The 25,004-nt window shown below is 46.1% G+C and carries 26 protein-coding genes and 1 riboswitch; of the genes, 2 read left to right on the plus strand and 24 right to left on the minus strand.

Annotated features, from left to right (window positions below; all coding sequences use genetic code 11):
* Positions 1-116: 116 nt before the first annotated feature.
* From spoVT to pth, 5 genes are all read right to left on the minus strand, one after another.
* Complete coding sequence (gene spoVT, locus ACXHJ1_RS06530; protein ID WP_017427060.1) at positions 117-659, minus strand: stage V sporulation protein T; 543 nt, start codon at positions 657-659, stop codon at positions 117-119.
* Positions 660-826: 167 nt separating this feature from the next.
* Positions 827-1,945: a peptidylprolyl isomerase gene (locus ACXHJ1_RS06535; protein ID WP_107735128.1), complete on the minus strand. Its 1,119-nt coding sequence runs from the start codon at positions 1,943-1,945 to the stop codon at positions 827-829.
* A complete protein-coding gene (gene mfd, locus ACXHJ1_RS06540) occupies positions 1,929-5,456 on the minus strand; it encodes a transcription-repair coupling factor (RefSeq protein WP_457905814.1) in 3,528 nt (1,175 codons plus the stop codon). Before mfd ends, ACXHJ1_RS06535 begins: the two co-directional genes overlap by 17 nt.
* Before the next feature lie 134 nt (positions 5,457-5,590).
* A complete protein-coding gene (locus tag ACXHJ1_RS06545; RefSeq protein ID WP_007428020.1) occupies positions 5,591-5,821 on the minus strand; it encodes an anti-sigma-F factor Fin family protein in 231 nt (76 codons plus the stop codon).
* 86 nt (positions 5,822-5,907) lie between these two features.
* A complete protein-coding gene (gene pth / locus ACXHJ1_RS06550; RefSeq protein WP_016818918.1) occupies positions 5,908-6,468 on the minus strand; it encodes an aminoacyl-tRNA hydrolase in 561 nt (186 codons plus the stop codon).
* Between the two features lie 74 nt (positions 6,469-6,542).
* Between pth and ACXHJ1_RS06555 the strand changes: the two genes are divergently transcribed.
* On the plus strand, positions 6,543-6,743 hold the full coding sequence (locus ACXHJ1_RS06555) for a hypothetical protein (protein WP_013368676.1): 201 nt from the start codon (positions 6,543-6,545) through the stop codon (positions 6,741-6,743).
* Between the two features lie 68 nt (positions 6,744-6,811).
* Here ACXHJ1_RS06555 and ACXHJ1_RS06560 read toward each other — a convergent pair whose 3' ends face one another.
* The 13 genes from ACXHJ1_RS06560 to ACXHJ1_RS06620 form a co-directional block, all read right to left on the minus strand.
* Positions 6,812-7,765 carry a ribose-phosphate diphosphokinase gene (locus ACXHJ1_RS06560; protein WP_013308125.1) on the minus strand — a complete coding sequence of 318 codons (954 nt, stop codon included), beginning with the start codon at positions 7,763-7,765 and terminating at the stop codon, positions 6,812-6,814.
* Positions 7,766-7,824: 59 nt separating this feature from the next.
* Complete coding sequence (glmU, locus tag ACXHJ1_RS06565) at positions 7,825-9,222, minus strand: bifunctional UDP-N-acetylglucosamine diphosphorylase/glucosamine-1-phosphate N-acetyltransferase GlmU (protein ID WP_457905815.1); 1,398 nt, start codon at positions 9,220-9,222, stop codon at positions 7,825-7,827.
* Between the two features lie 345 nt (positions 9,223-9,567).
* Complete coding sequence (spoVG, locus tag ACXHJ1_RS06570) at positions 9,568-9,855, minus strand: septation regulator SpoVG (protein WP_007428016.1); 288 nt, start codon at positions 9,853-9,855, stop codon at positions 9,568-9,570.
* A gap of 163 nt (positions 9,856-10,018) precedes the next feature.
* Positions 10,019-10,858, minus strand: coding sequence for a pur operon repressor (purR, locus tag ACXHJ1_RS06575; RefSeq protein ID WP_013368673.1), 840 nt, complete (start codon positions 10,856-10,858; stop codon positions 10,019-10,021).
* 181 nt (positions 10,859-11,039) lie between these two features.
* Positions 11,040-11,894 (minus strand): 4-(cytidine 5'-diphospho)-2-C-methyl-D-erythritol kinase, encoded by an 855-nt coding sequence (ispE, locus tag ACXHJ1_RS06580; protein ID WP_025676573.1) that lies wholly within the window; start codon positions 11,892-11,894, stop codon positions 11,040-11,042.
* A gap of 144 nt (positions 11,895-12,038) precedes the next feature.
* Positions 12,039-12,218, minus strand: a complete 180-nt coding sequence (locus tag ACXHJ1_RS06585) for a small, acid-soluble spore protein, alpha/beta type (protein ID WP_007428013.1) — start codon at positions 12,216-12,218, stop codon at positions 12,039-12,041.
* 165 nt (positions 12,219-12,383) lie between these two features.
* Positions 12,384-12,665: a biofilm formation stimulator Veg gene (veg, locus tag ACXHJ1_RS06590; protein WP_013308120.1), complete on the minus strand. Its 282-nt coding sequence runs from the start codon at positions 12,663-12,665 to the stop codon at positions 12,384-12,386.
* Positions 12,666-12,864: 199 nt separating this feature from the next.
* Positions 12,865-13,761: a sporulation peptidase YabG gene (gene yabG, locus ACXHJ1_RS06595; RefSeq protein WP_025363644.1), complete on the minus strand. Its 897-nt coding sequence runs from the start codon at positions 13,759-13,761 to the stop codon at positions 12,865-12,867.
* A gap of 55 nt (positions 13,762-13,816) precedes the next feature.
* Positions 13,817-14,701, minus strand: a complete 885-nt coding sequence (gene rsmA, locus ACXHJ1_RS06600; protein ID WP_457906167.1) for a 16S rRNA (adenine(1518)-N(6)/adenine(1519)-N(6))-dimethyltransferase RsmA — start codon at positions 14,699-14,701, stop codon at positions 13,817-13,819.
* A 7-nt stretch (positions 14,702-14,708) separates the two neighbouring features.
* Positions 14,709-15,254 (minus strand): ribonuclease M5, encoded by a 546-nt coding sequence (gene rnmV / locus ACXHJ1_RS06605; protein WP_016818923.1) that lies wholly within the window; start codon positions 15,252-15,254, stop codon positions 14,709-14,711.
* A gap of 146 nt (positions 15,255-15,400) precedes the next feature.
* The gene (locus ACXHJ1_RS06610) at positions 15,401-16,549 is read right to left on the minus strand and encodes a 3D domain-containing protein (protein WP_016818924.1); all 1,149 of its coding nucleotides are present in this window, start codon (positions 16,547-16,549) and stop codon (positions 15,401-15,403) included.
* A gap of 271 nt (positions 16,550-16,820) precedes the next feature.
* A riboswitch (cyclic di-AMP (ydaO/yuaA leader) is annotated at positions 16,821-17,100 on the minus strand.
* 200 nt (positions 17,101-17,300) lie between these two features.
* Positions 17,301-18,071 carry a TatD family hydrolase gene (locus tag ACXHJ1_RS06615; protein ID WP_457905816.1) on the minus strand — a complete coding sequence of 257 codons (771 nt, stop codon included), beginning with the start codon at positions 18,069-18,071 and terminating at the stop codon, positions 17,301-17,303.
* 42 nt (positions 18,072-18,113) lie between these two features.
* Positions 18,114-19,397: an HD domain-containing protein gene (locus ACXHJ1_RS06620; RefSeq protein WP_107735133.1), complete on the minus strand. Its 1,284-nt coding sequence runs from the start codon at positions 19,395-19,397 to the stop codon at positions 18,114-18,116.
* Between the two features lie 331 nt (positions 19,398-19,728).
* Here ACXHJ1_RS06620 and ACXHJ1_RS06625 point away from each other — a divergent pair, with 331 nt between their 5' ends.
* Complete coding sequence (locus ACXHJ1_RS06625) at positions 19,729-19,983, plus strand: AbrB/MazE/SpoVT family DNA-binding domain-containing protein (protein ID WP_007428005.1); 255 nt, start codon at positions 19,729-19,731, stop codon at positions 19,981-19,983.
* A gap of 124 nt (positions 19,984-20,107) precedes the next feature.
* Here the strand turns inward: ACXHJ1_RS06625 and rsmI are convergent, their stop codons facing one another.
* From rsmI to ACXHJ1_RS06655, 6 genes are all read right to left on the minus strand, one after another.
* Entirely contained in the window at positions 20,108-20,989 is an 882-nt protein-coding gene (rsmI, locus tag ACXHJ1_RS06630) for a 16S rRNA (cytidine(1402)-2'-O)-methyltransferase (RefSeq protein ID WP_016818927.1), read from the minus strand.
* Positions 20,986-21,744, minus strand: a complete 759-nt coding sequence (locus tag ACXHJ1_RS06635; protein ID WP_016818928.1) for a tRNA1(Val) (adenine(37)-N6)-methyltransferase — start codon at positions 21,742-21,744, stop codon at positions 20,986-20,988. Before ACXHJ1_RS06635 ends, rsmI begins: the two co-directional genes overlap by 4 nt.
* An 88-nt stretch (positions 21,745-21,832) precedes the next feature.
* Entirely contained in the window at positions 21,833-22,207 is a 375-nt protein-coding gene (yabA, locus tag ACXHJ1_RS06640; protein WP_016818929.1) for a DNA replication initiation control protein YabA, read from the minus strand.
* A 27-nt stretch (positions 22,208-22,234) separates the two neighbouring features.
* Entirely contained in the window at positions 22,235-23,035 is an 801-nt protein-coding gene (locus tag ACXHJ1_RS06645) for a PSP1 domain-containing protein (protein WP_013368662.1), read from the minus strand.
* A gap of 138 nt (positions 23,036-23,173) precedes the next feature.
* Positions 23,174-24,169 (minus strand): DNA polymerase III subunit delta', encoded by a 996-nt coding sequence (gene holB / locus ACXHJ1_RS06650; RefSeq protein ID WP_016818930.1) that lies wholly within the window; start codon positions 24,167-24,169, stop codon positions 23,174-23,176.
* Between the two features lie 248 nt (positions 24,170-24,417).
* Positions 24,418-24,861: a YaaR family protein gene (locus tag ACXHJ1_RS06655; protein WP_013368659.1), complete on the minus strand. Its 444-nt coding sequence runs from the start codon at positions 24,859-24,861 to the stop codon at positions 24,418-24,420.
* Positions 24,862-25,004: the final 143 nt, after the last annotated feature.

The raw sequence follows: 25,004 nt of genomic DNA on the forward strand, positions 1-25,004 counted from the left end.
ATAAGCATTTTTACGAGTCCTATTATACCGTCTCTTCTCCCGGAAAGAAAAAAATCCCTGTACAACGTTGAACGGCTTTGTCCGTTCTGTACGTCATACAGGGGTGAAACGGGGTGTTACTGTTCCATTTGTTTGCCCAGGAAGCCAGCGGCTGTTTCAGCCATCTTGATCTCCATTTCGGACATTTTTACATTTTCATCCTTGTTCAACAATATAACAGATCCGATGGGATCACCACCCGAAACAATGGGAGCCGTCACAAAGGACGAGAGTGTTTCTTCGTGGTCTCGCGTCAGCTCATAAGAGCCGCTGGCTGTCTCCAGCACAGTCTTGCGATTATCCATGCTACCTTCGATAATGCTACCGATTTGCTTGTCCAGAAACTCTTTTTTCGAGCCTCCAGCCACCGTAATAATGGTGTCACGATCGGTAATCATCGTAATATGGCCTGTGCTTTCAAACAGGGACTCAGCATATTCTTTGGCGAAATCCCCAAGTTCACCAATAGGTGAATACTTTTTCAAAATGACTTCTCCGTCACGATCCACAAAAATCTCAAGCGGATCTCCTTCACGAATCCTCAAGGTGCGGCGAATTTCCTTTGGAATAACTACCCGCCCAAGATCATCAATACGGCGAACAATACCAGTAGCTTTCATTTCACATGTTGCCCCACTTTCTCAAGAAGAATTTAGTAAACTACTGACGGTATCGAAAGACGCTTCCACTCCCCCAGAAGCGGTCACGAAGAACGTCGCGGTCATGGTGTTTATGGTGATATCTGACCATAGTATTCATCTGTTCCCAATTCCTTATGCATGTTCAGTTATTTACCTTCGTTTGCAGCTCCATCTTTGGCTGTTCCAGCTTTACTATCGCCCGTACCGCTTGTTGTTCCGCTCGGTGTAGTTGTGCTGCCCGCACCGGACGTTGCACCACTTTTCTCTTGCGTAGCAGGTGCCTTCGGCAGATTGATTTTCAAATCAAGCTTCGCCAAATCATTTTCGGTAAAGTTTTGGATACTTTCCCCTGCCAATTTATTTTTCAGGGCAGCCTTCTCGTTGTCCTTCAATTTATCAAATGTTGGCTCATTGCGGGACTCCACTTTGATCACATGATATCCGTATTCTGTTTCCACAGGCTCACCAATTTTGTTAATCGGTTGAGTCTCGGCAGCCTCTTTAAAAGCAGGTACCCACTGTGCTACAGATGCATTCTCATACAGCCCCCCATTAGATGCGGAACCTGGGTCTTCCGAATACTTCTTGGCAATCGTCGCAAAATCCGCTCCACCGTCCAGCTTCGTCTTTACTTCTTTGGCGAGCTTGAGAGTAGCCTCTTTTGTACGCTGTTTCTTTGTTTTTGGATCTTCGAAATTAATCAATACATGGCGCACGGTTGCTGTCGTGAATTGATCTTTATTTTTCTCAAATTCCTGTTTCAGCTGATCATCCGTTACTTTATTGGTTTCGCTGTTGATTACCGTCATGACACGCGTGAAGTAATCTTTCACACCTTGTTCGGTCAGCTTCTGATCACTCAGAAATGTCTTAAACTTATCTTCGCCGACCGACTTTTTATACTGCTCCAACTGCTCGTTCCCTTGTTTGGCGCCCTCTTCCTTGGCTTTATCGTCCGCTTTGGCCGCCAAAAGCTTGTACACTACTTCCTGCTTTACAATTTGCTCACGTACCTGATCAGAAGCTAAGGCAGCCTCATACTCTGGGTACAGAAATTTCATCATGCTGATTTCTTGGTTGAACTCATTTTCGGTAATCGTTCCACCCTTATAGGTCACGACAACCTTGCTGTTGTCTTTCGGCTCATCCTTGACCTTATTCTCATCCGCTTGCTTTGTACATGCTGCCAGCACCGATATAGCTAGCAACGCTGCCATGCCCAAGGAGAGCATTCTCCAAGGTTTTCTTTTATTTAGTTGTGGCATTTTGCAGTTCCTCCTTCAATGTGAATGCTTCTTTCAATGCACTCAAAAATTGCTCCAGCAGCTCTAGCAACTGTGGATCATTTAGACCTTTGCCCTTTATGCGTGCGCTCATAGAAGTGCCCTGTTCAAATTGTACACGTCTTTCAAAGCGATTGCCAATCTCGGCAAGTTTGGCCGTCTGAACCGCGTGCTGACGACCTTCATGGAATTTCAGCACTATATTTTCATCCCGCTGCACAATGGACTCGATTCCATACATCCGTCCATATACTTTAAGACGAGCCACGGCAAGCAAATGACGAACAGCCTCTGGCAGATCGCCAAATCGGTCGACCAGTTCGTCCTCCAGTTCGGAAGCCTCATCAAAGGTACTGACCGCTGCAACCTTCTTATAAATCTCAATCTTCTGGATGCTGTCATAAATATAATCTCCCGGCAGGTAAGCATCGACACCCAAATCAATCGATGTACTCCAATTCCGGTTGGTTTGATCCTCTTCTCCAAGCACACTGACTTTACGTTTGTTGATTTCCTCAGCCAGCATTTGCGAGTAAAGGTCAAAACCAACGGAAGCGATGAATCCGTGCTGCTCGGCGCCAAGTAAGTTACCCGCTCCACGGATGGACAAATCACGCATTGCAATCTTGAACCCAGAACCCAACTCCGTAAATTCTTTGATAGACTGAAGCCGCTTCTCCGCCACCTCTGTAAGCACCTTATCTCGCTGGTACGTGAAATAAGCATAGGCAATCCGATTGGAACGGCCTACACGCCCACGCAGCTGATAAAGCTGGGAGAGCCCCATTTTATCAGCATCATGCACAATGAGTGTATTCACATTGGGGATATCCACACCGGTTTCGATAATGCTCGTGCTAACCAGTACATCATATTCACCATCTAGGAAATCCAAAATGGTTTTCTCCAGTTCCGTTTCAGACATCTGTCCGTGACCTACGCCCACCTTGGCGTCTGGGACAAGTGCATTGATCTCGGCAGCCATCTCCTGAATCCCCTGTACGCGATTATACAGGTAGTACACCTGTCCTCCACGTGCCATCTCGCGTTCAATGGCCTCGCGAACTAGAGTCTGGCTATGCTCAACTACATAGGTCTGCACTGGAAAACGGTTTTCTGGTGGCGTCTCAATAACTGACAAATCACGTACACCCAGCATGGACATATGCAGCGTACGGGGAATAGGTGTAGCCGTTAGTGTCAACACGTCTACATTCGTTTTCAGTTTTTTCAGCTTTTCTTTGTGCGTTACGCCAAAACGTTGCTCCTCATCGACAATAAGCAGCCCCAGATCCTTGAACACCAGATCCTGGGAAAGTAGACGGTGAGTACCAATGACAATATCCACCGTACCTTGTCGAACTCCCTTGGTCGTCTCATTCTGCTCTTTGCGCGAGCGGAAACGGCTCAATACCTGAATATTGAACGGATACCCGGAAAAGCGCTCACGGAAAGTCTCATAGTGCTGTTGTGCCAAAATCGTCGTCGGTACCAACACAGCCACTTGTTTGCCCTCAATAGCAGACTTAAAAGCAGCACGAATAGCCACCTCAGTCTTGCCGTAGCCTACGTCACCGCACAGCAAACGATCCATCGGACGACTCTGCTCCATGTCCTTTTTAATTTCTTCAATAGCCCGAATCTGGTCACGTGTCTCATCATATGGGAACATATCCTCAAATTCCTGCTGTTCTGGTGAATCCTTTTCAAAAGCAAAGCCTGGTGCTGACTGTCTTTCCGCATATAGCTTGATCAAGTCATCTGCGATGTCCTGAACCGAGCTGCGCACCTTACTTTTAACACGTGTCCACTCATTGCCGCCCAGTTTGTAAATCTTGGGTTCCTTGTCCTCGGAGCCCACATACTTCTGAATCAGATCAATTTGTTCAATCGGTACAGACAGCTTATCTCCGCCAGCATAGAGGATATGCATGTAATCCTTATGGATACCGCCAACCTCCAGCGTACCGATTCCCATGTACTTCCCGATTCCGTGATTTTGGTGTACGACATAATCGCCCACCTTCAGCTCGCTATAGCTCTTAATCCGCTCTGCATTGTCTACATGTCGCCCCTGCTTACGTGCTTTCCGCTGCTTCTGGGAGAACATCTCACCCTCGGTAATCACCGCCAGATGAATAGACGGCATCTCAAAACCGCTTTGCAGATTACCAATCGCCATCGTCGGCTCATCAATACCGTAGTCTTGAAGCACTCGCCGCATCCGATCCAGACGTTCATCTCCGCTCGCCAGCATCATAACCTGTGTGCCTGCCTTGCGCCAACGATCCATCTCTGCCTTGAGTACATTCATTTGACCGTGGAAATCCTGCATGCCACGGCAGATGAAATTCAAAATATTTTGCGGCTGTGTATGCGGAACCTGGCGAAGAAAGATCGACAGGAACAGCGTTTGAAATCTCCGATTATACAGCAGATTATCCGAGTTATCCGATAGCTCCAGTTGCGGTAGAGTTTTACCGTTTTGAAGCAAATGCAAATTCCATTCAGACTCATCCCGCTCTAGCTGCCTGGCTGTTTCTAGCATCCGTGCTGGTTCATCAATGATTAGAATCGTATCTTCCGGCATATAATCAGCCAAGGTTTTGCGTTCAGGATACAGCAGGGAGATATATTTATAGATTTCGTCAAAATACACATGCTCCCGCAGCAGCTCAATTTCACGATGAATTTCCTCTTTCAGATGCTGCTTAGCCTGACGATCTGTCATTTTGTCCAGCTGTTCCTCCAACAACAGAGCAGCGGCATCAGCAGCTTGATCCATACGCTGGTGGCTTGCAATAACTTCCTTACATGGCGTTACAGTAACTTCCTGTACCTTTTCCACCGAACGCTGATCTTGCGGATCAAACATACGAATGGAGTCAATTTCATCATCAAACAACTCCACACGATAGCCCCAACGGGTTGTCATTGGATAAAAATCAACAATTCCCCCGCGTACACTCATCTCCCCGCGGGATTCAACACGCTCTACACGCTGGTATCCCATCTCCACCATATGCAGCAAAAATGCTTCCAGCTGAATCGTTTCTCCCTCTTTCAGCTCAACACGAGCCTCACGCCATGTTTCCGGGATTGGTAGTAGACGCCGGACTCCAGAAAACGGCACGACAACAACCCCACGAAAACCCTGGGCACATCGGATCAATACATCAATTCGTTGGGATAACGTTTCTGGACTGGATATGGCTGCTTCAGCAGCTACCAACTCGTTAGCTGGATACAATAAAACTTGATCAGGAGAAAGCGCTTCCTGCAAATCATCTGCTATCTTTTGAGCGGCAAACATATTGTGCGTCATGACCATTAACGGTCGTCCAGTATCTTCAGCAAGTGCGGCCATCAGGACCTGTCTTGAAGAGCCTGACAAGCCTGATATCAGCTGTTCCTTCATGCCTGAGGAAATACCTGCCGCAATGGATGCATAATCAGCATCCTTCGTAAAAGCCTGAATAAGTGCTTGTAACAAAAAAGGCACCCCTTTATGCTTATAAATAGTTACATGTAAACCGAAAAAGAAGCCTCAGCAATGCTGCCAAGGCTCCATAAGCGGAATTGCCGCTTCACCTCTCAAGCTGGTACATCAGACCAGTTGAATACCTGTTATTGGAGCGGGTTTACGAGCAGACTTAGCTCCGGATTATTCTCCAGTGCCTGACTGCAATGCTCGCAAATGACCTTAACGGTCACCTCACCACCCGAATTATACGCTATTATATCTCTACGTTCAGCAGGGGTCAAGGAATGGAAGCCCAACCTTTCTTCGGTTATTGCAGCGGAGTCAATTCGCCCTAAGAAAGTTCGACAATGTCTGCATACATAATTAACAACCATGTAATGTATATGCCTCCTGAAAGTTTTCTATACCTTTCAGTATGTCCAACAATCTCCCATTTAAGCCCGTCTACCTACGTCAGAACTTACTTGTTGAATTCAGCCATCGTCCGCTCAAACGGATGATTCAGACTGTATTCTAAAGCGTTGCACGTATCTTCTATCATTCCGGTCAATAGTTCCTTTTCCTTCTTTGGAAAGGTGCCCAAAACATAATCGACAATAGCATGTCCAGGCTCTGGGCGGGAAATGCCCATGCGAATCCGGTTGAAGGATTGCGTCCCTGTATGCTGAATGATCGATTTAATGCCATTATGACCGCCTGCGCTACCTTGATAACGCAGTCTTATTTTACCGACCTCTGTATCCAGATCATCGTAAACGACAATCAGATCTTCCATATCGGCCTTATAGTAGTCCATGTATGCACGTAGAGACTCGCCTGAGAGATTCATATATGTCATAGGCTTAATCAATACCGTTTTCACGCCACCAATGTGCCCCTCACCAATTAATGCCTTACATTTGCTTTGGGTAATCTGGATATTATGGCGTGAGGCAAGTGCATCTAAGGCCATAAATCCGACATTATGTCTCGTTTTCTCGTATTGGGGACCGGGGTTGCCCAATCCTACAATCCACTTCATTAGCCTTGACACCTCTTTCGAAGTCTTGATTTTTTGGTAAAATAGTTTTAGTGAACAGGAAGGTGCGTGCCGATATGCTCAATCAAGGTGATATCCTCTTATATGACAGCCATTTTCTATATCATTTAAAACATTCCGTTCCTGTCCAAATTTATGACGGGAATGTACATGTTCAAATTGGCATCGTTGCGCGTTTTAATGAGCATTTCGTCGAAATCGAGGACACACTATACAATCGTCAACGCTTCACATTCATATCTCGGCCAGGCTTTTAGCCTGACATGCTGATAGGGGTTACCTTTTCCATATGGAAAAAGCAACCCCTTTTTTAATGAGCCAGCGCTTATTCGATTTCAAACAGTTTGCTGATCGACAATTCTTCATGCACACGGATGATGGCTTCTCCCATTAATGGAGCCACAGACAGTACCTTCAGCTTGCTTGTCGGATTTGGGTGAACGATCGGGATCGTATCCGTCACAACCACCTCTTTTAATGGCGAATTCTCCAGTCTTTCCATCGCAGGACCGGACAGCACGGCATGTGTACAACATGCATACACATCTTTTACGCCGCCTTCCTTAAGCGCATTTGCACCCAATACAATCGTTCCGGCTGTATCAATGATATCATCAATTAAAATAGCCGTCTTACCCTCAATGTTCCCGATGATATTCATCACTTCACTGACATTTGGCTCTGGACGACGCTTATCAATAATAGCGAGCGGCGCACTCAGGAAGTCCGCCAGCTTGCGCGCACGAACAACCCCACCATGATCGGGTGAAACGACAATCGGGTTCTCAATTTGCTTGGAACGGAAATATTGGGCCAGAATTGGCGCTCCCAGCATATGATCAACTGGAATATCAAAGAATCCCTGAATCTGCATCGCATGCAAATCCATACTGATTACGCGGTGAGCCCCCGCCTTTTCAATCAAGTTAGCGACAAGTTTCGCCGTGATTGGATCACGCGAACGAGCCTTACGATCCTGACGAGCATAACCGTAATATGGCATAACAACATTGATACTTTTGGCAGAAGCGCGTTTAAGTGCATCAATCATAACCAATAACTCCATCAAGTTGTCGTTAACTGGCAGACAAGTGGACTGTACAATATACACATGGCAGCCGCGAACACTTTCCGACAGCTTAACCTGAATTTCACCGTCACTAAACGATGTGGTATGGGATTCCCCCATTGGGATTCCGATGTAGTCCGCAATCTGGTGGGCTAACTTCGGATTGGAGTTACAAGTAAATATTTTGAGTTTGGAATCGCAATAAGTCATTAATAGAAACCCTCCGTGCTGGTTCATTCATTACAGATTCAACAGCTTGCTGATTAAGGTCATTCCGATCTTTTTTTCTTTGCTTTGGCACGCGCGCGGATTTTGTCCGCATATCCGGCTTTGTTCTCTTGACGTGGTCTGGCAATGGCCAGGTCGTTATCAGGGACAGCATGTGTTACAGTGGAGCCTGCGACAACATAAGCACCTTTTCCAATCTTAATCGGGGCGATCAGATTCACATTGCTGCCAATAAAGGCATCGTCTTCAATTTCTGTAATGGATTTATTATATCCATCATAATTAACCGTTATTGCCCCGCAGCCAATATTTACGTTTGTACCCACCTTGGCATCACCGACATAGCTCAAATGAGACACCTTGGAATGATCTCCAATGGTCGCATTTTTCACCTCTACAAAATCACCAATCTTCACATGTTCGCCAAGCTTCGCGCCTGGACGCAGATAAGCAAACGGACCTACAGATGTACTGCTTCCCACTTCCGCTTCGTTCAACACCGAATGTTTCACTGTTGCTCCTGAGTGGATAATTGTATTCTGGATCTCTGCCTGCGGACCAATCACACAATCTTCTCCGATTTGTGTTTGACCATGCAGCCATGTATTCGGGTGCAATACTGTATCGGAACCAATGACAACATCGCTCCCGATGTAGGTAGAAGACGGATCAATGACGGTGACACCATTCAGCATATGTTTGCGAACGATACGCTCGCGCATATAGCCTTCAGCAACCGACAAAGCAACTCTGTCGTTTACACCGATAGATTCCGACACGTCATCTGTCAAATACGCCTCAACCTTCTCACCTTCGCCATGCAAAATACCAATGACATCGGTCAGGTAGTATTCCTGCTGTGCATTGGCGTTCGTTACCTTGTCCAGCGCTGCAAATAACTTGGCATTGTCAAAACAATACGTTCCTGTGTTAATCTCACGGACAGCATCTTCCTCAGGTGAACAATCCTTCTGTTCCACGATCTTAAGCACGGCCCCGGAAGTATCACGAATAACTCGTCCATATCCTTTCGGGTCGTCCAACTCGGCGGTCAGAATCGTTGCAGCCGCTCCGCGGCTTTCATGAAGTTGCACCAAACCTTCCAGCGTTTCGGCTGTGATCAACGGAGTATCTCCACAAATGACAATTGTGGTGCCCAGCTCCTGACCGAGCAGGTCCTTGGCTTGCTTGACAGCATGGCCCGTTCCCAGCTGCTCTGCCTGAAGCGCATATTCTGCCGACGGTCCCAAATAAGACTGTACCGCCTCTGCTCCGTGACCCACGACGACTACACTGCGGGACACACCGATTGCACGAACCGTGTCGACCACATGTCCGACCATCGGTTTTCCGCACACCGGATGCAGAACTTTATATAATTTGGATTTCATACGTTTTCCCTGCCCTGCGGCAAGAATGACTGCCAACCTTTCCAACAAGTCCAACCTCCTATCCTGAAAATAACAGTTACCCCTCGGCTAAAACGTTAATTCCCAGATCAGATTTTGCTTAACTTTTCACAATCCTCCTGAAAAATAACGGCGAACCTTTGGTTAATGGCTATTTTTTCAGGCCAGCTTGTGCTGGACGTTCATCCCCAGGACGCATCGCTGCCTAGTCCCTGTCTTATGAAAAAGCCGCTTCGGCAGCCCGGATGGCTCCAAGTTGCCTTAAAACTGACTGTTAACTCACTAAAGAATATATCTCATTCCAGACAAAAAGAAAAGAGAGCCACAGTTAGTGGCTCTCTTTTTCTTTTGTACCCCAATCCTGCTTTAGGCGAATTAAGCGCCTTCTTCAATAGCAACTTCTTCATCAACAGCTGCACGTTCGTACTCAGTCAATACGGCAGCTTGAATCTTTTCACGAGTTCCTGAAGATATCGGGTGAGCGATATCGCGAAACTCTCCGTCAGGGGTTCGTTTGCTTGGCATAGCTACGAACATCCCGTTGTTACCGTCGATAACTCGGATGTCATGAACAACAAACTCGTTATCAATTGTAATGGATGCAATCGCCTTCATTCTTCCTTCTGAGTTCACTCGGCGGAGTCTAACATCCGTAATCTGCATGTGTGTTTCACCACCTTTTTCCAAATAGGACTTGGTGTATACATTCCACACAGCATTTCGAATTCCTTCTTTTTTTGGACAATTCGTATCCTAAATTCAGGTAATTTTTTTGAAAAGATTTCTTTTCGACATATTTAGGTATTTTATGATGAATTGTGACAATTTACTGCCCTGTTAACTCATCAAAATAATTACCCAGCTTGACTGTAATTTGCTTGCTTCGAGAATCGACTGCAGTCAGATTTGCCAGTGAAATATAATCGTGCAACAGGCGCTCTTCATTCTCCACCTCGCCCGACTCTACCAGCACACCGACACCAGCTACCTCAGCATCAAACTCTGCTAACAAGTCGACCATTCCTTGTATCGTGCCGCCAGCCTTCATAAAGTCATCTACGATGAGCACACGCGATTTCTCTCGCATTGCACGTCTGGATAAAGACATCGTATGCAGGCTCTTTTGTGATCCAGAAACATAATTAATACTTACAGCTGAGCCTTCTGTCACCTGATGGTCACGTCGTACAAGCACGACTGGCAAATTAAGCTGTGCTCCGGTTGCATATGCAAGCGGAATGCCCTTCGTCTCTACAGTCATAACCACATCAATCTGACGATCGGCAAAAGCGGTCGCAAATATTTTACCTGCTTCGTTCATCATCGCTGGTTGGCCCAGCAAATCGGATAAATATAGGTACCCTCCCGGTAATATGCGATCAGGCTGCTCCAGCTGCGCGCACAAGTCGTTCGCAAACGCAAGCGCATGCTGCTTGGAGAGCCGTGGGATCAACTTGACGCCCCCTGCTGCTCCCGCCAGTGTCAGAAGCTCGCCAGTACCCTCATCCTCAAATACTTCTTTGATAATAGCTAGATCCTCGCTTATCGACGACTTAGCTGCCCCGTATCGATCTGCAAAATGAGTAAGAGGCACCAATGTATGCGGCCGTGACAACAAAAATTGTGTCATTTCCACCAATCGTGAGCTTCTTTTAAGTTTTTTCACAACAATTCCTCGCGATCTATTCTCCTGCCGCCCGCTTCGTACAATAAAGCACCGGCGGACTGGCCGGTTGCTGGCGGAATGTAAGTGATATAGTAAAATCCGAATATTTAATAGTAAATATATCATCTTCGTACGTATTTGTACAACAATTACCACTATAATATGAAGAAAATATCTAAAATCAGGTCAAAAGTCGTACTGCGTATACATCTTTACAAAAGCCTCTTAGTCCGTTATAGATCCGTGGCACTTTGGCTTCCTTAGATACCAACCCGAACACTGTAGGTCCACTGCCTGACATCAGCACGCCATCTGCTCCTAAACGGATCATGGAGTTTTTAAGATGCTCCACTTCTGGATACAGCTTTAATGTCACATCCTCCAGTACATTACCCAGGGCGTTGCATACATCGGTAAAAGAAGCGTTACGAATCGCCTGTTCCATCTGCCGGGCAGACGGGTGGTGCGTAATCTGATCCGCTTTGACACGACCATACACTTCAGCCGTCGAAACATTAATCGGCGGCTTGGCGAGAATCACCCAGCATTGTGGCGGATTCGGCAGTGGCTTGAGCAGTTCTCCGCGCCCGCTCGCTAAAGCTGTGCCCCCTGTAATGCAGAAAGGTACGTCTGAACCCAATTCAGCACCCAGTACCCTTAATTCCGCATCCGAGATACCGAGTTTCCACAGCTTGTTCAGTCCACGCAATGCTGCAGCAGCATCGCTGCTTCCGCCTGCTAATCCTGCAGCCACCGGGATATGCTTATCCAGATGGATATGGACGCCTGTAGACACGTTATAACGTTCTTTGATCAGACGCGCAGCCTGAAAAGCCAAGTTCTTTTCATCCAATGGTATGTACCCGGCTTGACTTGAAATGATAATGGTATCACGCGGTAACTCAGACATCGTCAATCGGTCGGATAGATCAACCATAGTCATGATCATTTCGACCTCGTGATAACCATCATCCCGCTTACGTAGAACATCAAGCATTAAATTAATTTTCGCCGGTGCTTTTTCATATATTTTCAAGGCGTTCACCCACCTTCAACTTTTCCCTCAAGACAGCTTAACATATTATATCAGACTCAGCCTGTCAAGTCATGAGGCTCAAAAAAGCGGAGATGCCCTGGTATGACCCCGGATATCCCCGCTTTTCATCAGCACCACCGAGAGCTACGATTTGCGAGAAGCCGCCTGCTCCGCAAGCTGAATGGCCCGCTTGACCATATTGCCCGCATCCTTGGCTTTAATGCCTCCCCAGCCTTCTTCCTTGACCGTGTCGTAAAACCCAAGATCTTTGGCTAGTTCGTACTTTAGCTCTTCCGACATAACACTCCGTCTTCTTCGGCTCATGCATACGCCTCCTTCGGCAATGGAATAAGGAAGATCATTCCCGCCTTAGTATGTGCAGAGATATCATGCTTCATCCTGCTCTGCAAATACAAAACGACCCCGCCATTAAAAATGACGAGGTCGCCGTTAAACCTGCAAAGCTGGTATAAATCACGTAAAAAAGAATTAAGGTGTTTCGAAATATTCGACTACACTTGTGTGAGAGTCGGGATCATATACACTGACCTCCACCGACTCGGTAAGAATGTCAGCATAGCTGTAGGAGACACGTTTAAACGTCTGTTGCTCCTGATCCAGCTTGACGATAAAAACAGAAGGGTACGTTTCTTCCAAGACACCAGTTCGTTCGACGGTCTTACGGCGTCCGCCGTTAGCCCGCAGCAAAATCTTTTGCCCTACATGTGCGTCGAGACTGCGTTTGATTTCCAACAGCGTATTTTTAGCCATTGCCTAACGACCACCTCTTTCCTTGTCCATTATAACGAATTTTAGAGGGATTGTCAAATCAAGCTAAATATTATAACAACACGAAAAATAAGTTGTCAATTTAATTTTTTGCGAACAGGAATAATATACATAAAAAATGACAAAAAGCCTCTAAAAAGAGGCTTTTGTTCAGATAAATCCTATTAGGCACATTTGAATCTCAGATCGCTGAAGGCGTTACTTTAAGCGTTGACAAATTTTCAAGCTTCGGCAAACCGATGCGGTAGCTTCCCCTTGTTTCAATTCCACCCACTCCGCGGCTGCCACTGATGGTCTGGTGAAACAAGTCTCCCATATTGACCGTATCACGGATTGAAGTAAATGCGGCCTTGGCAGCCACGTAAACGGGGTCCAGAGCGTGAATCAAGATACGCCCTGGGGAACTGGCAAAGTTGGCTCCAGCACGTAGCAGCGCCTCAAAATGGGACTGGCACGCACCCGCTACAATTGTCAGTGAATCCAGATGACGCTCATATTGTCTCGCTACCTGAATCGCTGCCACAAAATTTTGCGAATTCTTGTAGCTTTTCAAGCTGTACAAATCATAAGGCTGCGGTTGCTTTAGCACACCATCATGTCCAGTGATGACTACAATATCAGGACGAATGCGGGGAAGCAGTCGGTATAACGTATCCGCCATTGCCGATTCGTGAACGTGATGTCCCTCTGCGGGAACACGGAGCTGTTCATATAGACTGAGACATTTCCTTAAATAGCCAGGGTCTCCATCCAGATGAAGAACCTTTCCTGGCATTTCAAAATACGTTGACTCCACCGGATCACTCCACTCTCCAATCAGAGCCGCCTGGCTACGGGCAGCTTGCTGCTGGCGTGCCCGTTGCAAAAGATTAAGAGACTCCCCGGCCTTAATGTGGGCCTGTTGAGTCTTACCGCTAACCTGGTCTGCCGGCACTCTGACCAAATCGTTCACCGGGGAATCAGCCAGTAGCCGAAATTCCGTCCCCTTAATGATCGCTTTATCCCGCTGGATGTCCTCAACGCGAAACGTGACATCACCGCCGTACGATTTCCGAACGACCAAGTCTCCTAAACTCATCACACTGTATCACCCCTCCTATATCGTATGGGTGAATGCACAGTTTGGTTCCAATTTAGGATATTCCAGCCTCTAACAGCACGGCGCTGAGACGCGCAAATTCCTCGATACTCAGCGTTTCCCCTCGACGGGAAGGCTCAATACCAGCTTGTTGCAACAGCGGCTCCAGCGTGTCCCTGTTCTCTTTAGTGAAGAAGCGGCTTTTTAGGTTATTTGAAATGGTTTTACGACGTTGAGCAAAGGCGGCATGAACCACTTCAAAGAAATGCTTCTCGTTCACCACTTCCACCGGAGGAACTTCTCGTACACGCAGCCGAATAACTGCCGAATCAACATTCGGCTGAGGAATAAATACTGTATTCGGCACCGTACAGACTAACTCAGGCTCGCTGTAATATTGCACGGCTATGCTTAAGCTGCCGTAATCCTTCGTACCAGGAGACGCAGCCATGCGCTCAGCCACCTCCTTTTGAATCATAACGACGATATTCTCCAAAGGAAGCTTGTCCTCCAGAAGACGCATCAGAATCGGTGTAGTGACGTAATACGGCAGATTAGCGACGACACTCACTTTGCTCACGTCTGCAAAATCGACTGCGAACACCTCACGCAAATCCAGCTTCAATACGTCTCCATGACGAACCTTTACGTGATCGTAAGGGGCCAGCACTTCTTCAAGAATGGGCAGCAGCCGCTGATCAATCTCGACAGCGGTAACTGCATTAGCCGATTGCGCCAATTTTTCAGTCAAAGCTCCAATCCCCGGACCGATCTCAAGCGCACCCTTTGTATCATCCAAACCGGCAGCATTTACGATCTTGCTCAGAATATTTTGATCAATCAGAAAGTTTTGTCCCAAGCTCTTTTTGAACGAAAAACCGTGCTTTTGAATAATTTCCTTCGTACGCCGCGGTGTTGCTATATCTTGAATCCCTGTCATACGGATATCACAATCCTTCACTTTCGATTTGTGCCAGCGCACTGGCAAATTCCTCACGGCTGATCTGAAATACAGAGAGCCGCTTATGTAGCTGCTTTCCGTTACAATAGCCAATACCCAGTACATTCCCCAAGGCCATACGGCGTGCAGCAGCATTGGGATGGGTAATAAGTCCAGCGTCAATCAGGTCCGCCCATTCAATCAGCGGTTCGGCACCTTCCACTGTCGTATGTACCCGCGCGAGAGCGTGCCTGATGGCTTCCGGGGAGGCATTCTCTACGCCAATATCCCCTTTGCGCGTCGCCTCTGCCTCAGGTATAAAAGCCTGCTTGCAGCCGGGTACCTTGGAGGCGATGATTTTACGGATACGCTCCCCTGCATGATCGGGATCAGTTAAAATAATGACCCCCCGCCGTTCCTGCGCCAATGCAATTTTTCGCAGCGTCATTTTATTAATGGCTGAACCGCCAGTTTCTATCGTATCTGCTTCGACAGCACGGCGAATGGCTACCGTATCATCCCGGCCTTCCACCACGATCACTTCCTTGATCATCTTCGTTTCCCTCCACTGCTACACAGCAACATATATTTATCTTTCCCTGCTTTTGAAAACAAAATAAGAAGAGGGTATCCTCTTCTTAGCATGGCATAACTATGTTGTTAATACTATCGCATTGTCCTCAACATACACAACCTGTTTTAGTTGATTTCCGGTTTTACAGGTCCGATAACATATACGGTTTTACCGTGCTTACGACCAAATTGGTTGGCCCGGCTCAAACTCTCATAATACACATCGATTTTGTGGCCTTTAATCGCGCCACCGGTATCCTCCGCACGGCGGAAGCCCACCCCTTCAATATACACCCACCACCCGATTGGAATTACACTCGGATCGACAGCGATGGTGCGTCCTTCCGTGACACGCGTGCCGGAGGCGGTACGTGTACCGATACCTGGCTCCTGTGCGGAATACGCCGTCATGGAGACATTTTGTAAAACTTTTCTATAATTAAAATTAATACCTGCTTTACGGACAGCACTGCCCGAACTAACCTTTGTAGCCTTAACCGCATCTTTAGGGCCGATGGAAGCAGCTAGAACGACCGGTTTCTTCTTCGTTCCTACCGCAATTACCTTATCCACACGATTCTGTGCGACTTCCTTGTTGACCAGCTGTTTGGATACCAATTTTCCATCATGGTATACCTTTTGAACATGCTGGACTACCACACCCGATTTGCCACTTTGAATGACTCGATTATCGCCTTTATAGAGACTTGGATCTGCCGTTTTGATGACCTGATAAGGCACTTGTTTTTTCTGTTCGACCTGCTGTTTCTTCACACGGACGATTTTTATGTCCATGTTAGCTGAAACAGAGGCATCCAACGCAGGGTAAACTTTATCCGTTGATGATAATTTATAGCCCGAAGTGCGAATGGCACCCTCTACTGTATTTTCTGTTGTGTACAGCTTTTTCGTCTTATTGCCTGAGGATACTTTAACCTGATTGGCACGTTTAATGACTACGCGATCCCCATCCTGAACTGCCCCATTTAGCGGCATGGAAATTGTATCATGCGGCTGAAGTGAAATAGAATGCTCATTGAGCAAATCTTGGAGCTTGGATTCCCGGGTTTCTACCGCAGATGCCTTACCATCGATGACAAAAAAGACTTGTTTTTTAGATTGCGTGTACATCAGAATTGAAATCATAATCGTTAGTGCGATTAGAAAAATAGCAACCAAAGCAGCCTGGCGCACATTCTCTTGCTTCCAACGTAATACGTAAGACATGCTGGATGAGCGTGACTCATGGGTCTCCTCTTTTCGGAAAATGCCCATTTCCTCCGTCCTCCTTACATAGCCCGCCGTCTGGAGTAAGACATAGTTGATCGTTGACGTGACTATAACAGATTTTCTACAAGACAAGCCCGTACTGCGACTGTCCTGCACCATGTACCCGTCTTCGCGGCATGCTGTCCTCCCCTGTTTAACCACAGTATGATGACAGATTTTCTTTTATTCACAACAAAAAAAGCCAAAGAAAGAGACTAGAGAGCTCTTTCGTGGCTTCCGACATGTGTGAATATGCGGGAAAACTCATGCACGAGATGGCTTCTCTCTTGTTACGCTTACGGGGTTAGCTGTCGGGTTCGGACGTAGAGAGTCGCCCTAGCTTAGGTCAACCGCTCATGGCGGTCGCCTTCACATTCACCCCGAAGACCCAGAAAGAAATCGAAATACGGCTTCTCTACCTGTTCATCCCATTCGGGAAATGAATTTCGGTTGAGCCGGCTGCTGAAGAGACATTCTCTCTTGCACATACGCCGGACGTACTGTAAGCCATATCGGTTCCCCCGTTCCCTGCAAAAGGGACTCAGCGAGACTGGTTCATGAAATGATTTGTTGATGTTTACACTCAACAACAATTCACTGAAAAGATGATATCCTGTTTCCATGCATGTTGTAAAGCAGGTTTCAAGTACATTTTTTAAAATATTCGGTTAAAAAATTGTAATATTCTTGAGTTTCCTGCAACAAAATCATAATTAGCTCCGTCTATCTCTTTATTTTGATTGATTTCTTCGCTTTTTCACTGAATGTCAAATCGTTCCAAAGCATTTCGGGTCGTAATGGATACCAATTCCTCCACCGTAATTCCCTTAATTTGGGCAGCTGCCTCTGCCACCAATCTCACATGGGCCGACTCATTTCGCTTCCCACGAAACGGATGAGGCGTCAAGTATGGCGCGTCCGTTTCAATCAGCAGACGATCCAGCGGAACCTGGGCCAGTACCTCTTTTGGCTGCTTGGCATTTTTGAACGTTATGGGCCCGCCAAAGGAAAGGTGAAAGCCCATATCAAGCACCATTTTAGCGGTCTCCCAGCTCCCAGAAAAGGAGTGCATGACTCCGCCAATCTCGCTCGCCTTTTCCTCACGTAAAATTCTCACAATATCTTCATGCGCATCCCGGTTATGGATAACAATTGGCATGTTGAGCTCACGTGCCAGACCAATTTGGTTTCGAAGCACCCGCTGCTGTACATCCTTTGGTGATGTATCCCAATAGTAATCCAGACCGATCTCTCCGATCGCTACAACCTTTTTATGACTGCATAACGATGCAATCCATTCTAAATCCCCCTCCTGCATTGTAATAGCATCCTGCGGATGCCATCCAACGGCCGCATAAATAAAATCATACGTCTCAGCCAGCTTCATGGTGGATGGAATGGTCTCACGATTAAATCCGATATTGATCATCCGTGTTACTCCTGATTCGACAGCACGTGATATAACTTCTTCACGGTCTTCGTCAAATTGTGGCGCATCCAGGTGAGTATGAGTGTCGAATAAATCCAAGGTTTTCATCTCCTTTTTTTACTTACATTTCTATATATTTGTCTATTGTTTGACAAAATAATTCCTTATTTCGGCAGGAAGCCTGTCTTTTACCCCGTTCAATTTATTTTGGGGAAAATACATGTGATATTTTCCTCGGTGAATGCCACTTATTGAGCGCACAATTTCCGAAACTTCGGATATTTCCCGCACCTCGCCCTGACGTCCAAGCAGTAAAATCTGGTTGTCCGTCGAGCCGCCCTGCCGAAACACATCATAAGGAAGATCTGTTGGAAAATCAATTTCAAGATCATATTCAGGATGCAATCCAGCCTCTTTCAAAGCCTCTCGAATATGGTCAACGGTATCTGTATCCATATTTTCAATCTCTACATATTTATACAATCTACGATCCATAAAACGGCTACTCAAATCACTTAAAATTTCATCCTTTTCTCGTTTCCATTGGCCAAATACCGTCTGAATCAAAGACTCATCCAGCATCAAATACTGCTCCACTGTTAGTTCTCCTTTTAACAGATCGGGCAGCGGATCAAGCAGAAAACCAAACTCATATCTGTTTTTGAACAATTCCTTTGCTCTCTTAAAAATTTTACGTAACAGGATTTCCGAGCTGCGTGTTACAGGATGGAAATAAATTTGCCAGTACATCTGATAGCGTGACATTAGATAATCCTCTACAGCATGCATACCCGACTCTTTTACGACAATTCTCCCATTATGAGGACGCAACAAACGTAAAATACGATCCAAATCAATCGTTCCGTAGTTAACACCTGTCGAATGAGCATCCCGCAACAAATAATCCATACGGTCAGCATCGAGCGGACTTGTTACCAGGTTGACAACAATCGGCTTATCATACGTTTTGGCTATAACCGCCGCGACTTTGTGGGGCAGCATCTCATCCACTTGCCGTAGCACAGCGTTAATCTTCGTGTCGCCCAGTACAATGCGGCATGTCCAATCCTCATGGTTCATATGAAAGGCTTCTTCAATGGAATGAGAAAATGGACCGTGCCCCACATCGTGCAACAAAGCAGCACACAGAGCAACCAGTCTTTCTTCCTTTGGCCAGTCGGGAAAGTCTCCACGTTCAAATTGGGAAATGATGCGTCTCGTAATCTCGTATACGCCCAGTGAATGTGAAAACCGGCTATGCTCCGCTCCATGAAACGTCAGATAAGATGTGCCTAACTGCCGAATGCGTCGTAAACGTTGGAACTCCGGCGTATTGATCAATCGCCATATCGCAGTATCCTGAACATGGATGTAATTATGTACCGGGTCCTTAAAAACTTTTTCTTCACTGAGTGGCTGGTGCAAGATATCAGCTCCTTTAATATTCGGAATAATGGATTAAAATACAATAAAATCCTAAACGCCCTCCCTTATTCGACATTGTTTGTCGTAATATGTCGAATTATCACTTTTCGACATTTCCAAATCGACACACAAGACAAATCATCCGTAAAATAAGGTAATTCACATGAATAAAGCTCTTTGTTCTAAATACTTTTGCATAATTAGGCTGTTACTACTTTTTTAAGGTTGACTGTTTTGGGAATCGTTGGTATAGTAAATATCAGAAAAGAGAAAATTTTGTCGAATGATGACACTTATATTATTTTAAACGGCGAGAGGAGCCTGATTTATTATGATGAAATCCACTGGTATTGTAAGAAAAGTTGACGAGCTCGGACGTGTTGTTATTCCAATCGAATTGCGCCGTACCCTGGGAATCGGAGAGAAAGACGCTTTGGAAATTTACGTTGATGGTGAGCGCATCATGCTTAAAAAATACGAGCCTGCTTGTATCTTCTGCGGCAATGCTGAGAACGTAATTTACTTCAAAGGGAAAATTGTTTGCCAAGATTGCATTTCCGAAATCCCAACACCTGTGACAAACTGAGAATTTTAGTATATAATAGACTTATCAGAGATTGTTAATTCTAACCTTTTTCATATATACTCCTTGTTGCCTTCCACGGTTTGAACCCAACCGTTGGAAGGCCCTTTTTTGTTTACACACGTACTCATAAAAGTGCGTTGTATACATCCCTCTTGGAAATTGAACGGTCTGTAGCTGTACGCTTCATGGCATCCTTGCGCGTAAGCCCCTCTGACTCGTAATGCGCGACGTGAGACTCCAAAGATAAGTCCTGCCACCATGCCTGACGCTCCTGTTCCTCTTCCTCTTCGTTTTTCCCCTCAACGACCAGACAATATTCACCAATCGGTGGATTCTCCTCTAGTTTTGCAAGACATTGCTCCACCGTTCCACGCACCCATTCCTCATGCAGCTTGGTCAGTTCACGGGCAAGTACTACGTTGCGTGATCCTAATGTTTCCTTTATTACTGTCAATGTCTTTACAATACGGTGGGGCGACTCATAAAAAAGAATCGTGCCATGGGATACCTGAAATGATTGTAACAACTTCTCTAGATCCTTTTTCTCCCTTGGTGGAAATCCAGCGAAGGTAAACCTCTCTGTATCCAGTCCTGAGGCAATTAAAGCGGATAGTGCAGCATTTGCCCCTGGGATAGGAATAACACTGATTTCTGCTTCAAGTGCCAGCTTGACTAGATCCGAACCAGGATCAGAAATGGCCGGTAGACCTGCATCGCTAACCAGTGCCAAATTTTTTCCTTCTATTATATAACGTATCAGCTCAGGCCCACTGGCAGCTTTATTATGTTCATGATAACTGAAGAGCATTTCCGGCGTGATGTCGAAATGTGTGAGCAATTTGCGTGTCTGTCGCGTATCCTCAGCAGCGATAATATTGCATGACTTTAGGGTGTTAATTGCCCTAAAGGTCATATCGTCCAGATTGCCAATCGGGGTAGCAACGAGATATAACTTTCCCCGTTCCTCTTCACGGTTACTAAAGCTTTTTTGTACAGCTGCTGTCACACTGAATCCCCCTTGCTTACTTCTCCATAGATTTCCCTTATTTCCTGAGTATAGTTCCCATCTTCCTGATATACAATGAGTGGGGGTAATAGACGAACTTCCGGTTTGCCGTCACGCATTGCTTCAACAAGTACCATATTTGCTTCCATATGAATCCGTGGGTGAACAAAACGTATCCGCTTGGGTTCTAGGCTATAACTGCGCATCAAGGATATAATCTCACCCAGGCGCTGTGGGCGATGAACCATCGATACTTTCCCCCCATTTCGGACAAGCCGAGAACATGCCTGGATGACTTCTTCCAGTGTACAGTTCACTTCATGACGAGCAATGGCCTGGTGAGGATTCAGCTTGATATCGCTACCATTTAGCGGCATATAGGGAGGATTCACGGTAATCGCATCATACACGCCATGTCCCGTGATTTGAACCAGCTCACGCAAGTCTCCTTCCCGAATCTCAATTGCAGATTCTAATCCATTCAAACTGACAGACCGTCTAGCCATATCTGCCAGGCGTGGTTGAATCTCAATTCCTTCAATAGATGCTTTGGTGCGTGTCGTCAACAGTATGGGAACAACCCCATTGCCCGTACACAAATCGAGAATCTTCCCACGCTGAAGCGGAATACCAGCAAACCGTGCCAGCAAGACCGCATCCATCGAAAAGCTGAACACTTCATCACTCTGAATAATACGCAGATTATGTGAAAGCAGATCATCAATTCGTTCAGACTTCTTTTCATTTTCGTACATAATGCTCTCCTATCCTATAACCTAAATCGCTTTTTACTCATACTTCCTTACAAAAAAGCCGTAGGCATCTTGCTCCTACGGCTTGTTTTTATTTATTCAAAAATGACAGACAGAAGAGGCAATCGCCTTCTGTTCGCAAATGTCCGTAATACACGTTGCATATATGAAATCCTTCATGATACAGCCTTGCCAGATTGTCGTAGCCTTCGCCCACGACCTCACCCGTCTCCTCTTCATTCTTAACGACGATCGGAGGAGGAAGCTTCGGCTTGCTTGCCGTCTTTTCTTCTCCAGAGGTTTCACGTTTGAGCATCTTGCGCACCTGTTCGTTTTCAATCGTTAGTCGTTGATTTTCCTCCAGCAGCTCTTTTACTGCCAGTTTCAATTCACCCAGATCGCTATGCAACTGTCCCATTTGGGTTTCCATTTCGTGAATACGCGCAAAAACATTTAATTTATCCAAGTTTCCACCCCGAAGCAACCTAATGGTTTACTTGACGACTACATCGTCCATTGGAAGTTCCTTGACCTTACTGATCTCAAACAGTTGAACATGTACCGTACGATGGCCTGCATTGACACCTACCACTTTTCCTTCTCCCAGAGAGGTGATAACCATCTTACCTACCTGAGGCAGCTCTTCCCGCATGCTCTCGTAGTTATCATGTTCAAATTTGAGACAGCACATCAATCTTCCGCACAACCCGGAAATTTTCGTCGGATTCAGCGACAAGCTCTGATCCTTCGCCATCTTAATAGATACCGGGTCAAAATCCCCCAGCCATGAGGAACAACACAGAATACGTCCGCAAGGTCCGATTCCACCAAGCATTTTAGCCTCATCCCGTACTCCGATCTGCCGCAGCTCAATTCGTGTACGAAAAATGCTGGCCAAATCCTTTACAAGCTCTCGAAAATCAACCCGACCCTCAGCCGTAAAATAAAAAATGATCTTATTGCGGTCAAATGTAAATTCCACATCTACCAGCTTCATTTTAAGGTTATGGTCTTTAATTTTATTTAAACACGTACCGAATGCATCCTTGGCCGCCAATTTATTCTCTTCTACAACAAGAGCGTCATCATCTCCGGCAATACGAATGACTTTTTTTAAGGGTAGGACAACATCCGAATCATTTACTTCTTTTTTGCCCACCACAACCTTGCCATATTCAATACCGCGAGCGGTCTCTACTATGACGCAGTTTTCTTTCTCCACTGGAAGGTCCAGCGGATCAAAATAATAAGTCTTGCCCGCCTTCTTGAAACGGACACCCACTACACTATACAAAAATTAACCCCCTTGTATGCCACTAAACCTCATTTGTAGCCGACATTGTAAGAATGGCCGCAATTGAAGTCTCACTGTCGCACAAACCGGGAACCTGGCGTCGCGGATTGTGCAGAGTGGAACAAGCGCGCCTTCCTGTTAGCCGGTGATAGAACCGCTTGTATCGGACAACCCAATCAGAAGCTGCTCCACGCATAATTGTCCGTTGACGTGAAAACGGAGCTTCTTCCTGCAATTCGCGGCCAAATCCATATAAGAGACCCATTGTTCCGTGCTGCGGGTGATTGCCAATTTGGAGACGGACTCCAAATGATCTATGAAAACAATGCTTTCGTGCCTTCCGTAACGGAAATGAAGCATATCTTTAAACCACAAATGAAACAGATGAAACAGAATATCCAGGTGTTCAGAAAGTCCAGTTTTAAAAATCTTCTGTTGAGCCAGAATAATCGACGAACTCCCCCGGCTCATGGACTCCTTCACTAATTGTAACACTACGTTTCTAATTTCTGCAAACCAATTCTGCTGGAGAATTTCTCTACATGATTCCAGTCCTGAAGCCATATGAACCACTGACCGGACAAGTCCTGCCGTATAGCCTTCCCCAATTAACACCTGCATCATCATTTCCGGCTGTAAAGCGTGGAAAGGCACCTGCTGTGTCCGCGATTGAATCGTAGGCAACAACGCCTGTCCATTCTCTGAAATGAGTATACCGACCACGGGAATCTGAGGCTCCTCCAAAAACTTAAGCAAGCTGTTAGCAGCTTGCACTGTCATGGTATCCGCCTGTCGAATGATATATACCTTCGGGTTGGAGCTTTCAGATTTGTATGAAAATATTCGTTGAAGCCCGCGAATCTGATCAATTTTAACCGTTGCTCCATCAGGCTCCACAATGTGCAAGTCCGGGTGATTCCCGTGCTCTACCTTGCGGCATGACAAGCACTCGCCACATGCATCATCCGTCTGTTTTTCACAGAATAAAGCCTTGGCAAAGGTCTGTGCCATGTTCATCTGTCCGCTTCCCTGCGGTCCGCTAAAAACATAAGCATGGCTGACTGTGTGATTCCGCAATGCACTTTGCAGCATTTTTTTGGCTACATCCTGCCCCAATATATGTTGGAAAGACATATTTCCTCACTTTCTCCACTGAAAACAACGATGAATCATCAGCAAATCATTGTTTTCCCGGGCGAGTTTGTTGATGTTGTGATGCTCTCACCCTCAAATCATGGTTCTTCAGTATAGCTGTGCCGCTATTCGCATATTACGTTTGCCCACATGTACATAGTCAAAAATAATCTGCCAGCATGATCAGCAAGCAGATTATTTCTTCGTGGCAACAGCCCGTCTGTATTCATTTATAACATAAGACTGCATTAAAATGAGAGATTAATCAGCAAGCCTCTAATCTCACCGACTCCTTGCAAAAGCTCAATCTTCCCTTGCTCGGTATCGAGCAGCTCATCTGCCATTTTGAGCAATAGCTCATCCACTTCATCAATCAGCTTATAACGCTTGCTGCGTCCCCGACGATCCCATCCCTTTGTATCCTTCATAGACACGCCCCGCCGAACCGTATCTTCCAAAAACCGTTTAACCAGCATCTTATAAGCCTTCAACTCACGAATCGTCATTGAGCGAGCAAGACGATCTCCCTGCATTTGAATTTCCTTAAAGCGCCGGTTCAATTCCTCCTTCGAAGCCTGCTCCCCATTTTGCTGCATAACATCGGAGAAGCTTTTCGGCTGAATTGGCTTGGCACTCGTTTCATTTGTAGACAATGTACTGTGTAAAGGGCGGTAGCCCGGATTTATTTTCATATAAACCTGCTTTCTCCCCGGATGCTTTCCTTTGCCTCAACGAACAGTTCAATAGAGAACTCGGGAGTCTCTTCGGCTTTCCGGGGGCTGCGCTGTAGCGCTGCCGTTTTAGTGGATCTGCTTCTCATTCTCATCGTATGAGC

Source organism: Paenibacillus sp. ALE2 (assembly GCF_054113385.1).